We start from the raw sequence: 12,081 nt of genomic DNA, 5'->3' as shown, positions 1-12,081 counted from the left end.
GTCACTTTCCGGGCGCCAGCACCTCCGGCTCTCCCAGGGAGAGCATGAGCCGGTTAGCCCAGTTGAAGAAGGCCGCGCAGTTGAGGACGTCGACGATGTCCCCGTCCTCGAGACCGGCCTCGCGCAGTGCATCCACATGCGCCGGGCCGAACGCCTGGGGCGTGAGCGTGAGCGCCGCGGAGGCCTCGACGACAGCGTCCCAGACCGGGTCGCCGAGGTTCGACGGTGTGTGAATGCCAGTATCCAGCAGCGACTGCACCAGGTCGCGGCGCCCGGATTCCTCCGTGGCCCGATCCGAGTGGATCGAGGCGCAGAACAGGCACCCGTTGAGACGTGAGGCCACGGTCGCGGCAAGCTCGCGTTCGGCCCGGCCGATTCCGTCGGTGGTGTTGAAGAAGATGTCGAGATCGGTCAGCGTCCGGGCTCGTAGAGCCGCAGGATCCCTGGCCAGCAAACGGAAGTAGGGGTTCTTCGCCCGCCCCGCCTCGATCAGAGCCTCGCGCTGGACATCGCTCAGCTCCGCCTCGGCGACGGGCGCGATCCAGGGCACCCACCCCAAACCGGACTGCTGGAACAATGAGGGCCGCTTGAGATCGGGGTAGGAACTGACACGATCGCCTACCCGGGACAGAGCTTCGCTGCCTTTCGAAGAGGCAGCCGGCTCCCTCGCCGAGGTGGTCCCGCCGTCATCGTCGACCGTTACCTGTGTCTCGTCTGCGACGGGGGCCAGAGCCGCGGCCGGGGCGTGGACCAGTGCCGTCAGTCCGGTGCTGATGCGGATCTGGAAGTTGAGGAACGATACAAGCTGCGCGAGAGTGACGATCGAGTCCTCGTCCCATCCGGCATCGAGGAGCAGCGCCATATGTTCGGGACGAGAATCTCGCGGATGCAGGACCAGAAGATGAGCGAATTCGAGCCCGGCGGCCAGCTGTGGACCAAGCACTTCGGTGGGCTTCTTCTCCACCGACAACCATGGTCCGACGACGTTCTCGTCAGTGAGTGCAGCGGACTCGAAGATTCCGTAGGGACCGTGCCCGGATGACCGGGAGCCGAGTTCGAGCAGAGCCTCGTCGAGGAGTTCGGCGATCGCCCAGGAGGCGACCTCATCCTCGTCGCGAAGGAGGTCGCGGTAGAACTCCTCGGCGGCAGGAGACCCCAGCAGCCCGGCGGTGAAGGCGGCGACGGCGTAGCGATCTCGCTGGGAGAATCCCTCGGCCTCGGCAGGTTCCAAGAGAGCTTCGAAGCTGAGCTGCGCATTCTCCTTGGCCTGTGCACGGTGATCGCGGAGAGCATCGAGGGGATCCTGAGCGGCGATTCCCGCCAGGGTGTTGATGATGTCGGTCATGTCAGGCCGCCTGTTCTGTCGTCAATGTCAGTCCCAGAGCCGGTGCCACCTCGGTGGCCAGCAGCTCGATGGATCGCAGGGTGGTCTCGTTCGTCGCGGGCACCGAGTGCACCTGGAAGCTGACGTCGGTGGCCTGTGAGAGGACACGGTCTGCCGCGAGGCGTTCGATGACCTGCTCGGGGGTGCCCAGGAAGGTATCCGTGGCGACGAGCAGCTCCTCGAGGCTCAGGCCCGAGGTGTCGTAGCCGACGAGGCGGTCTGCCTCGGACCGCAGTGCCGGTTCCGTCAGCGCACGCAGCGCCGGCAGATCCTTGGCTTCGGCGACGACGGCCGTGCGGGAGGCGAGGATGCGGGGCTCGATCCCCGCAGGCAGGTTCGACAGATAGGTGTCGATGACCGGCAGCTGCACCTCGTCGAGGGGCGCCCCTGGATTGTCCTGCGCACGGGGCTGCGTGCGAGAGAGCATGAGGCCATCACCCGCGGCACCGGCCGCTCCGGCACCGCCGGAGGAGAAGGTGGCCTGCCACAGGCGTTCCGAGAGTCTGCGACCGTCAGACCGGCCGGAGGCCTGCGGGTAGAGGGTGTGTCCGGTGTCCAATGATTTCCCCGCCAGCAGAGTCTTCAACGCGGCGAGATTGTCGGCGAAGACTTCGCGGCGGACATCGAAACTGGTGCCGAAGGCCGGGAACGACTTGGGGTTTCCGCCCGAACCGAGTCCGATCTCAAGGCGCCCGCCGGAGAGCACATCGGTGACCGCGACGTCTTCGGCCACACGCACACCGTTCTCCATCGGCAGGGTGATGATCGCCGTGCCCAGTCGAATCCGAGATGTCTGCGCCGCAGCATGGGCGAGGAACACGAGCGGGGAGGGAAGTCCACCCTCGGCCGCGGAGAAGTGGTGCTGGGCGACCCAGGCCGAATCGAATCCGTGGGTCTCGGCCGCCTGGATCTGTTCGAGTGCGAACCGGTAGCGCTGATCGGCTGGAGCGTCCTCGAGCAGACGGGTGAAGAATCCGAGCCGGGGTCCGGGGGAGCTGTTCGTCATCGTGGTGGTCTCATCTTTCTGCGGCTGCGAGCGGTGTCGGATTCTTCGCGTCCTCGCCGCCGTGGAGCATCACGGGGTGGGGGATCGCGTCGATTAGGGTGCGTGTGTAGTGAGTCTGCGGGCGGGCGAAGAGGTCCTCCGTCAGTCCGTTCTCCATCAGGCGTCCCTGCGACATCACCGACACCGTATCAGCGATCTGACGCACGACCGCAAGATCGTGGGAGATGAAGACATATGTGAGACCAAGCTCCACCTGGAGCTCGTCGAGGAGGTTCAGGATCTGGGCCTGCACGGTGACGTCGAGGGCGGAGACCGCTTCATCGAAGACGACGAGCTCCGGACCGGCGATGAGCGCTCGGGCGATCGCCACGCGCTGCAGCTGACCGCCGGAGAGCTCCTGCGGCCGCCGGTCGATGAATTCTGTCGGCAGCGACACCCGGTCAAGGGCCTCGGAGACGAGTCCGGGACGCGAAGTTCTGGTCCCGATGCGGAAATTGCGCAGGGGCTCGGTCAGAATCTGCCGGATCGAGTGCTTCGGATCCAACGCCGAATACGGGTTCTGATGCACCAATTGGACTCTGCGCCGGAAGTCACGACGGCGGACGCGCGCGGCTTTGCCCTTCACGGAATCAGCGGTGTCGAAATCGCCGATGCGAATGCGCCCGGACTGCGGGGTGAGGAACCCTGCCAAGGCCTTGCCTGTCGTGGTCTTGCCGGACCCGGATTCGCCCACGATCCCGTGTGTGGTCCCGCGTTGAACGCTCAACGAGACGTCGTCGACGCCGATGACCTGATCCTCATTGCGGGCATAGACCTGAGTCAGTCCCTCGACGGCGACGAAGGCTGCCGACGACGAGTCTGCCTGCGAGTCCTCGACGGCCGCGGTGTGGCGCGCCTTCGTCTTCAGAGCCGGAGCATCGGCGAGAAGTCGGGCGGTGTAGTCGGTCGCAGGGCGGGAGAAGATCCGAGCTGCCGGGCCGGCCTCGACGACCTTTCCAGACTGCATGACGACGACATCATCGGCGCGTTCACCGGCGACAGCCAGGTCGTGAGTGATGAAGAGGACGCCCATCCCGGTCTCGGCTCGCAGCCCATCGAGGAGATCGAGGACCTGTTTCTGCACGGTCACGTCAAGCGCCGAGGTCGGCTCATCGGCGATGAGCAGACGCGGACGCAGTGCGATGGCCGATGCGATGAGCACCCGCTGACGCATGCCTCCGGAGAGCTCGTGCGGGAACTGGTCGGCTCGCATCTGCGGACGGTCGATGCCGACCTTGGCCAGCAGGTCGATGACTTGGGCGCGGGCGGACTTCCGGTCGGCACGCTTGTGGATTCGCAGCGCCTCGGCGACGGACTTTCCGATGGTCTGCAGGGGGTTGAGGGAACTGCCGGGGTCCTGGGGAACATAGCCGATCTGACTGCCGCGGACTCCCCGCCAGGCGCTGGTGCCCAGCGTACCGAGATCGACCTCGCCTAAGCGGATGTGCCCACCCTTGATCTGCGCGGATTCCGGGAGCAGACCGATGACTGCGTTCGCGGTCGTAGACTTGCCGGACCCGGATTCGCCGACGACCGCGGTCATCGACCCGGCACCGACGGTGAACGAGACGCCGTCGACGGCTGGTGCTGAGAAGTCACCTCGGCGGGAGTAGGCGACACTGAGATCCTGGACGGACAGCAGCGGTGCGCTCTCGGTCATGATGTCGCCTTTCGCAGGGTGTTGCCGATCTGATGGGTGGCCAGGACGATGGCCATGACGACGAAGCCGGGCAGGACGGTCAGCCACCAGGCGGTGGCCACGAAGTTGCGGCCCTCGGCGATGATGAGGCCCCATTCAGGTGTCGGCGGGGGAGTGCCGTAGCCCAGGAAGCCCAGAGTCGAGATCTGGAGGATCGCGGATCCGATCTGCAGCACGGCCAGAGACAGGACGGGCGAGATCGAGTTGGGCAGGATATGGCGGAAGAGGACGGAGAAGAAGGTGCCGCCCGAGCCATAGGCCGCTGCCACGAAGTCGCTTGTGTTGATCCGCACCGCCTCTGACCTCGATAGGCGTGCGAATTGGGCGATGGCCGTGACGCCGACGGCGATGGCCGCGTTGATGGTGCCGAAGCCCAAGACGATGACGATCGAGAGGCTGAGCAGGATCGCGGGGATCGAGAGCAGCACGTCGATGAAGCGCATGAGCACATCGTCGAGCCAGCCGCGGCGGGTGCCGGCGATGAGCCCGATCGCCGTTCCCACCACAAGGCCGACGCCCACTGCCACGAGCGCGGCCAGCAGGGACTGAGATGCGCCGTAGACGACGCGGGTGAAGGCATCGCGGCCGGTCTGGTCGGTGCCGAACCAATGGTCGAGGCTCGGGGCCAGCAGCGCCGGGGTGGTTCCGCCGTCATTGGGATCATGGTGGGTGAACAGCCCCGGGAAGAGTGCCCACAGAACGGCGATGAGCAGGACCAGCCCGGCGATGATGGTGGCGGGCCCGATGCTCGTGCGGGTGCGGCTGCGCCGACGCGGCGTGCCGGTGCCTGGGGTGCGGGCGAAGGTGTCGATGAGGCTCATGAGTGAGTGTCCTTCTCGTCCCAGTCGAGGTCGACTCCGACGCTGGCAGCGGTCGCCGTCAGCGCACGGCGAGTGGGCTCGTCGGCAGGCTTCTTCCCCGCCGAGGTGGTCCCTGCCCCGGAGCGCAGGCGCACGTCGATGACGGGATAGAGGAGGTCGACGATGAGGTTGATGATCACGTACGTCAGGGTCGCGATGACGACGACGGCCAGGAGGATCGGATTGTCGCGGTGGGTCACGGCCTGGGCCGTGATCTGGCCGATGCCGTTGCGTCCGAACACGGTTTCGGTGACCACGGCGCCGGCGACGAGTTCGCCGAAGACCAGGCCGATGATCGTCAGCCCGGGCAGGATCGCATTGCGGGCGACGGAGTGGACGAGGATCCACAGTTCGCTCGCGCCCTTCGCCGAAGTGACTTTGACGAACCCGGAGGCCTTGACATCGGTGATGGAGCGGATGAGGACCTGAGCGATCGGAGCCGACAGCGGAACTGCCACGGTCAGGGTGGGGAGGACGAGCGCCTCGGCGGGGCTGGGGGAGACCACGGAGACGATCCCGAGCTGGAAGGAGAAGATCTGGATCAGCAGGATGCCGAGCCAGAACACGGGAATCGAGATGAACAGGCTGGGCACGGAGTCGAGGATCTTCCGCAGCCAGCGAAAAGGCCCGTAGGTGGCCAGCACCGCGATGACCACGGCCAGGACCAAGGCTGAGACGAACCCGGACAGAGCGAGGACCGCCGTCGAGGGCAGGGCCGCGGTGATGATCGTCGACACGGCGGCCCCGGTCTGGACGGAGAACCCGAAGTTGCCGGTGAGGAACCCGCCCAGGCTGAGGAAGTAGCGGCTGATCCAGGATTCATCGGCCCCGGTCTCGGTCCGGATCGTGGCGATCTGATCGGCCGAGAGGCCCAGTGCCGGGTCGGCGAACCTGGCGGTGACGCCGTCGCCCGGGATGAGGCTGAGCAGTATGAAGGCCGCGGTGAATGCGAGGAGGAGGACGAGAACAGCCTGTCCCAGGCGCAGGAAGAGGTATCGGACGTCGAGGATCATCTCTGACCTGCCAACCATGTGCTGTAGAAGTCGGGGCGGCCCACCGGTTCGGTCGCGAAGCCGTTGACGCGGCGGCGGAAGGCGAAGACCTGTGGCTCCTCGAAGAACGGCAGCACATAGGCGTTCTCAACGAGGTAGTCCTGGACCTTCTCCGCGGCCTTCTGCCGATTCTTCGTCACGGGTTCCGAGGCGAGTTCGTCCAGCAGGCGGTCGATCTCGGGATCGATGCTCTCATCGTCGGCGTCGTCGCGGTCTTTCCCGTTGAGGAAGACATCTCGGTTGACTGAGGAGTAGTTCGACCGCAGATTGTCGAAGTCCGCGCGGGCGACCATCGAATGGTAGATCTGTACGCGATCGAGATCGAGGGCGTCCAAGGTCTGCTTGGACTGGTCACCGGGGTTGATGGACAGGCGCACGCCGACGTGGCGCAGCTGCTGCTGGATGAGTGTCTGCACCTCATTCGACCGTGGCTGCGGCAGCGCGATGTTGACGGCCAGCTCCAGGACCTGGCCGTCCATGACGCGGAAGCCGGCGGCGTTGCGTTCGGACCAGCCTGCGTCATCGAGCAGTCGGTTCGCTTCGTCGGGGTCATGGACCCAGGATCCGGACTGGTCCTTGTAGCCCATGGCTCCTTTGGCCAAGAGCCCGGTGGCCAACGGATAGTTGGGGGTGAAGAGCTTGTCGACGATCTCCTGCCGGTCAACGGCGGCGATGATGGCCTGCCTGACCTTGAGGTCGGACAGCAGTTCGTGCCGGAAACGGAAGTTGATGCTGTTGTTGATGCCGTTCGTTGCCTTGGCATAGAGGCTCAGGCCCTGCTCCTTCACCCGAGGTTCGTCGGGGGCCTGGACGTCGCGGACACCGTCGGCCTGGCCGGAGAGCACGGCTCCGATGCGCACCGAGTACTCATTGTTGGCCAGGTAGTCGATGCTGTCGAGGTGGGCTCGGCCTTGGTGTTCGAAGTGCGGTGGCGCCCAGTCGTAGTCCTCCCGGACGCGCACGGAGAGCTTCGTTCCGATCGTCTCCTCGGTGATGTGGAACGGACCGCAGGTGTGGATCTGCGTGGCACCGCCGGGACCGAATCCCTCGGCGTCGAGTCCCAGCGTCGAATCGGCGAGGAGACCGGCATTCATCGTCGATGTCGCCTGGGCGAAGCCGGGGGAAGGGGCACTGAAGTGGAAGCGGACCCGATGATCGTCGAGGACTTCGCTGCTCTCATAGTTCGAGATCTGCTCGGAGACCGGGAGAGTGCGGCTCTCGTCTCCGCGTCCGAAGAGGTCGAAGTTCTTCGCCACGTTCTGCGCAGTCAGCGCTGATCCGTCGGAGTAGGTCACGCCCCGGCGGATCGTGAACGTGAATTGGGTGGCATCGCCGTTGATCTCCGGCAGCTGCGTGGCCAGCCAGGGGTGGAGTTCAAGAGTCTCCGGGTCCTGCCACAGCAGACGCGCGGAGATGTTGTTCATGATGCCGCCGTTGGGATAGAACCCGACCGAGGGCGGGTAGAGCAGCGTCCAGGTCTGAGGTTCGAAGTACGTGAGGACCCCACCCTGCACCGGGTCGCCGCCCTCGGGCAGAGGAGCATCATCGGTGGGGGTGCAGGCGCTGAGCGTGATGATCGTGCCCAGCCCCAGTCCGAGGCTGAGGAAGTTTCGTCGCCCGTAGGCTCGACCGAGGTTCGCCGAGGTGGCTGGACGGAGGTCCGTCATGGAATGTGATCCTTTGTGCAGATGAAACCGAGCTTGGGGTGTGGTCAGGTGCTCAACAATTGGAGCTGGTGAGCCTCTTGAGATCAATGTGGATCCGACGCCACAGCATTCGGGCCCCTGGGAGTGTCTGCATAGTGTGAGTTAAGCGCATCGGCATGCTGAGCGTCAATCTGATCGCTTAACATTGAGTCATGTTGCTGCCTCCGGAATTCGACCATCTCGTCATTGCCGTGCCCAATCTCGCCGAATGTGTTGAGCAATATCACAACATGCTCGGTGTGGAAGCTATTCCCGGGGGAGCTCATCCGGGCCTGGGCACGGCCAATGCCCTGCTTGGTCTCGAGGGGGTCGGTGCCGGGGCCAGCCGCGATATCTACCTTGAGATCCTCGGTCCCGACCCCGCACAGGATCCGGCGCTCGCGGCTTCGCGCCTGACGGGGATCACCGAGCCCACTGTGCAGCGGTGGGCAATCCACCCGGCCGACTTCGACGGACTCGTCACCTCAGCCGCACGATCAATCGAACCGCACATCGACCTCGGCGAGGTTCACGACATGACCCGCCGCACCCCTGAGGGACTGCTTCTCGAGTGGAGGCTGACGAGACGGACACCGCTGGCACTGGGCGGAATCCAGCCCTTCCTCATCGACTGGAAGGATTCTCCGCATCCCGCGCGGCAGGCGATGCCCGCTGTTCGCCTTGAGCGGTTCTGGGCGACGAGCCCAGATGTGGACACAACATCCAGAGTTCTGCGATCCTTGGGGGCTACCATCGAGGTTGAGGCAGGAGTCACAGAAACCCTGCACGCCACACTGAAAGGTCCCGGTGGATCATGGACGATCTGAGTACGATTCCCGCCAATCTTGACCACCTCATCATCACGGTGCCCGAGCTCGAAGCTGGGGTTGCCGAATTCGAGCGCCTCACCGGGGTCCGCGCCGTCGCCGGCGGAAGTCACCCCGGCCGAGGGACCGCGAACTATCTTGTCGGTCTTGCCCCAACAGGCTGGGAGGCTGGCGCCCATACCTACCTTGAGATTCTGGGCCCCGACGCACAGCAGAAGCCACCGGCAGACGGCATCCTGCCTTTGGATGCGCATCTGGCGCAGGGCCTGACGCTGCAGACCTGGGCGATCCACCCACATGCCTTCCTCGCGAAGGTTGCCGGGGCCAATACCGAAGGGATCGACTTCGGCGAGGTCCGTGACATGTCCCGAGAGACCGCTGACGGCACGCTGCTCGAATGGCGTCTGACTTCTCGGTCTCCGCTGCCGAGCACGGGCACCCAGCCCTTCCTCATCGACTGGGGCGAGTCGACCCACCCCGCCGAGGCGTCCCTGCCGTCGGTGGAGCTCCTCGAGTTCACCATCGAATCCCCGGACGCCGAGGATACCCGTCGTGTCCTCGATGTGCTCGGTGCCGGTGATGCCCAGGTCGTCGAAGGCAAGGAGTACCGGCTGCACGCACGCCTGCGCGGTCCCGGCGGTGTGCTCGAGTTCTGAGCGAAAGTCCGCAGGGGTGGCGTTGTGAAACGCTAGACTCGGCAGAGTGTCGCCAACTCCTCGCAATTCACTAGGTCCACTGCACTCATCTCGATCGTCGCCGGGCGCCTCGCTTCGGCTGAGGGCCTCCTCGGCGGCGGTTGCTGCATCCCTGCTCATCGTGCTCAGTGCCTGCGCGCCGGACTCGGGGCAGGAGGCCAGGCCCGCACCGTCCTCGAGCGAGACGGTCGCGTCCGGTGGGATTTCGGCCTCTGCGCAGCCGAGTGAGTCGGCATCGCCGGCGAAGTCTCCGGTGCCAAGCAAGTCTGCTGAGCCCGACGTTGATTCTGCGGGTGCCGCCGGTGTGAGTGAGTCCGACATCGATGTGAAGGGCAGCGGCGAGTGGGACCGACCGAAGAAGGAGGCCGGACCCAACCGGGATCAGGGCAAGACCTTCAAGGTCGCGCTGCGCGTTGAGGACAATCTTCCGATCGACGTCGACGAGGCTGGCGCCTTCATCATCAAGACGCTCCAGGACGAACGCGGCTGGCAGGATCTGGACGATGTGTCGATTGAAATGGTCGATGAGGGTGAGGATGCGATGATCTCCATCGCCAGCCCCGACACCGTGGACTCGATGTGCCTGCCGCTGCGGACCTTGGGCAAACTCTCCTGCCGCAACGGCAATGACGTCATCCTCAACGCCAAGCGCTGGGTGTCTGCCACCGATGAGTTCGATGACACCACTCAGTACCGCCAGTACCTCATCAACCACGAGGTCGGCCACGCGCTGGGCCACGGCCATGAATCCTGCCCGGGGCCGGGCAAGACCGCTCCGCTCATGCAGCAGCAGACCAAAGGACTGCAAGGCTGCGAGCCCAACGGCTGGCCCTCGAAGGGCTAGTCGGGAAGTCGAGGACGGCACTCGGGAATAAGACCACCGCATTCATCGTTGATTGAGTCGTACACGCTCAAGTTTCAACAGGAGGTCAGATTGGCCACATTCTTCGGACCCGCGGGTTCCGGCGGCGACTCGTTCGACGAGTTCCTCGCTCGCTTCCTGCAGGGACAGCAGGGTTCACGCCAGGGGCGCAGCGTCGACATCAACAAGCTGCTGAGTAAGCGCAGCCATGAGGTCATCGACAATGCCGCCGACTATGCCAGAGAGCATGGTCAGTCCGAGGTCGATGCGCTCCACATCCTGCGCACTATGGCTGAGACCGAACCAGGCGTCACGGCCATCCGCCAGGCGGGAGCGGACCCCGAACAGGTCGCTCACGCCGTTGAGGAGCGCCTGCCCGCATCATCGAACACGAGGTCCGAGGGTGCGCTCACGCTCACCGGCTCGGGCCAGCGTGCGCTGCTCGACGCCTACCAGGTGGCCCGGGCATTCGGTTCGACCTATGTCGACCCGGAGCATTTGTTCTTCGCCTTCGTGCTCAACCATGAGATGCCTGCCGGCCGCATCCTCGCCCAGGCGGGCGTGACGCAGGAGCGGCTGCAGGCCGGAGCCGAAGCTGCAGAGACCGGCGATCCGCAAGGCGGTCCCGGAGCAGGCCAGTCGGAAGAGACCATGCTCCAGCGCTTCGGCACGGATCTCACGGCTCTGGCCGCCGATGGTGAGCTCGACCCGGTGATCGGACGGGCTGATGAGATTCAGGAGACGATTGAGATCCTGGCCCGCCGCACCAAGAACAACCCGGTGCTCCTGGGCGAGGCAGGTGTCGGCAAGACCGCGATCGCCGAAGGACTGGCTCAGGCCATCCACAGCGGCGAGATCCCGGCGCAGTTGTCCGGCAAACGAGTCATCGCACTCGATCTGCCGGGAATGCTCGCGGGCACACGCTACCGCGGCGACTTCGAGGAGCGTCTGACAGGTGCCCTCGACGAGATCGCCGAGGACGGGGAGATGATCGTCTTCATCGATGAGCTCCACACCCTCGTCGGTGCCGGCGGCAACGGCGAATCCAACTCGATGGACGCCGGCAACATCCTCAAGCCCAGGCTGGCCCGAGGAGATCTGCACCTGCTCGGTGCGACCACTCTCAAGGAATACCGCACGATCGAGAAGGACACAGCTCTCGAACGTCGGTTCCAGCCGGTGCGCGTGGGAGAACCGAACATCGAGGATGCTGTGGCGATCCTCGACGGGCTCAAGGGCCGCTACGCCGAGCACCACAACGTGACGTACACGCCTGAGGCGATCCGCGCCTCGGTGGAGCTCTCAGACCGCTACATCAATGATCGGTTCCTGCCGGACAAGGCGATCGACCTCATCGATCAGGCGGGAGCTCGTCTGTCGCTGCGTCGTGGTCCCAAGATCGATGCCCAGGCTCTGCGGACGGAGATCGAGCGGCTCGAAACCGAGAAGAGCACGGCCATCGGCGAAGAGAACTATGAGCGCGCAGGAGAACTCCGCGACGAGATCATGAGTGTTGGGGAGAAGCTGCATGCAGCCGAGGCCTCAGACGAAGATGCGGTGCAGGCTGCGGTCGACGCCGCTCCCGGCGTCGTCGACGCCGACCAGATCGCACAGGTCGTGTCCCGTGCCACGGGAATCCCAGCAGGGAACATGACTCAGGGACAGAAGGCCAAACTGGCCAAGCTCGAAGAGGTCCTGCATGGTCGTGTCATCGGCCAGGACGATGCGGTGACCGCAGTGTCCAAGGCCGTTCGCCGGTCACAGATGGGCATGGGGGACCCGAACCGTCCCATCGGCAGCTTCCTCTTCCTGGGCCCCACAGGCGTGGGCAAGACAGAATTGGCCAAGTCTCTGGCCGCGACCCTCTTCGACGACGAGTCGGCGATGATCCGGTTCGATATGAGTGAGTTCGGCGAGCGTCACACCGTATCGCGCCTGGTGGGTTCGCCTCCCGGCTACGTCGGTTACGACG

General features: G+C 65.1%; 11 protein-coding genes. 4 read left to right on the top strand and 7 right to left on the bottom strand.

Features of this window, described 5'->3' with window-relative positions; translation table 11 throughout:
* Position 1 precedes the first annotated feature (1 nt).
* Genes ACE03M_RS18705 through ACE03M_RS18675 form a run of 7 tightly spaced genes read right to left on the bottom strand, consistent with a single transcriptional unit; the run spans position 2 to position 7,816 of the window.
* Positions 2-1,345, bottom strand: coding sequence for an alkylhydroperoxidase domain protein (locus tag ACE03M_RS18705; RefSeq protein WP_485935493.1), 1,344 nt, complete (start codon positions 1,343-1,345; stop codon positions 2-4).
* A 1-nt stretch (position 1,346) separates the two neighbouring features.
* The gene (locus ACE03M_RS18700) at positions 1,347-2,390 is read right to left on the bottom strand and encodes a putative FMN-dependent luciferase-like monooxygenase (protein WP_485935492.1); all 1,044 of its coding nucleotides are present in this window, start codon (positions 2,388-2,390) and stop codon (positions 1,347-1,349) included.
* A 10-nt stretch (positions 2,391-2,400) separates the two neighbouring features.
* Positions 2,401-4,089, bottom strand: coding sequence for a dipeptide ABC transporter ATP-binding protein (locus tag ACE03M_RS18695; protein WP_485935491.1), 1,689 nt, complete (start codon positions 4,087-4,089; stop codon positions 2,401-2,403).
* Complete coding sequence (locus ACE03M_RS18690) at positions 4,086-4,949, bottom strand: ABC transporter permease (RefSeq protein ID WP_485935490.1); 864 nt, start codon at positions 4,947-4,949, stop codon at positions 4,086-4,088. The genes ACE03M_RS18695 and ACE03M_RS18690 overlap by 4 nt, the downstream gene beginning before the upstream one ends.
* Positions 4,946-6,001 (bottom strand): ABC transporter permease, encoded by a 1,056-nt coding sequence (locus tag ACE03M_RS18685; RefSeq protein WP_485935489.1) that lies wholly within the window; start codon positions 5,999-6,001, stop codon positions 4,946-4,948. Before ACE03M_RS18685 ends, ACE03M_RS18690 begins: the two co-directional genes overlap by 4 nt.
* A complete protein-coding gene (locus ACE03M_RS18680) occupies positions 5,998-7,707 on the bottom strand; it encodes a TIGR04028 family ABC transporter substrate-binding protein (protein ID WP_485935488.1) in 1,710 nt (569 codons plus the stop codon). The genes ACE03M_RS18685 and ACE03M_RS18680 overlap by 4 nt, the downstream gene beginning before the upstream one ends.
* A 52-nt stretch (positions 7,708-7,759) precedes the next feature.
* On the bottom strand, positions 7,760-7,816 hold the full coding sequence (locus ACE03M_RS18675) for a putative leader peptide (protein WP_353843990.1): 57 nt from the start codon (positions 7,814-7,816) through the stop codon (positions 7,760-7,762).
* 82 nt (positions 7,817-7,898) lie between these two features.
* Between ACE03M_RS18675 and ACE03M_RS18670 the strand changes: the two genes are divergently transcribed.
* The 4 genes from ACE03M_RS18670 to ACE03M_RS18655 form a co-directional block, all read left to right on the top strand.
* Positions 7,899-8,552 carry a VOC family protein gene (locus tag ACE03M_RS18670; protein WP_485935487.1) on the top strand — a complete coding sequence of 218 codons (654 nt, stop codon included), beginning with the start codon at positions 7,899-7,901 and terminating at the stop codon, positions 8,550-8,552.
* Positions 8,540-9,208, top strand: coding sequence for a VOC family protein (locus tag ACE03M_RS18665; RefSeq protein WP_143922154.1), 669 nt, complete (start codon positions 8,540-8,542; stop codon positions 9,206-9,208). The genes ACE03M_RS18670 and ACE03M_RS18665 overlap by 13 nt, the downstream gene beginning before the upstream one ends.
* A 46-nt stretch (positions 9,209-9,254) precedes the next feature.
* Positions 9,255-10,091, top strand: a complete 837-nt coding sequence (locus ACE03M_RS18660; RefSeq protein WP_485935486.1) for a DUF3152 domain-containing protein — start codon at positions 9,255-9,257, stop codon at positions 10,089-10,091.
* Between the two features lie 90 nt (positions 10,092-10,181).
* Positions 10,182-12,081 (top strand): ATP-dependent Clp protease ATP-binding subunit (locus tag ACE03M_RS18655; RefSeq protein ID WP_485935485.1); only part of this gene is annotated, 1,900 nt, incomplete at its 3' end.

Source organism: Brevibacterium sp. AGC70 (assembly GCF_057334195.1).
The sequence above is the reverse complement of the archived record's forward strand: the minus strand, read 5'-3'. Positions and strand labels throughout refer to the sequence as shown.

Excerpts from the sequence above, each read along its gene's own strand:
- ACE03M_RS18705 (WP_485935493.1), bottom strand. The coding sequence starts at position 1,345 with ATGACCGACATCATCAACACCCTGGCGGGAATCGCCGCTCAGGATCCC.
- ACE03M_RS18700 (WP_485935492.1), bottom strand. The coding sequence starts at position 2,390 with ATGACGAACAGCTCCCCCGGACCCCGGCTCGGATTCTTCACCCGTCTG.
- ACE03M_RS18695 (WP_485935491.1), bottom strand. The coding sequence starts at position 4,089 with ATGACCGAGAGCGCACCGCTGCTGTCCGTCCAGGATCTCAGTGTCGCC.
- ACE03M_RS18690 (WP_485935490.1), bottom strand. The coding sequence starts at position 4,949 with ATGAGCCTCATCGACACCTTCGCCCGCACCCCAGGCACCGGCACGCCG.
- ACE03M_RS18685 (WP_485935489.1), bottom strand. The coding sequence starts at position 6,001 with ATGATCCTCGACGTCCGATACCTCTTCCTGCGCCTGGGACAGGCTGTT.
- ACE03M_RS18680 (WP_485935488.1), bottom strand. The coding sequence starts at position 7,707 with ATGACGGACCTCCGTCCAGCCACCTCGGCGAACCTCGGTCGAGCCTAC.
- ACE03M_RS18670 (WP_485935487.1), top strand. The coding sequence starts at position 7,899 with ATGTTGCTGCCTCCGGAATTCGACCATCTCGTCATTGCCGTGCCCAAT.
- ACE03M_RS18665 (WP_143922154.1), top strand. The coding sequence starts at position 8,540 with ATGGACGATCTGAGTACGATTCCCGCCAATCTTGACCACCTCATCATC.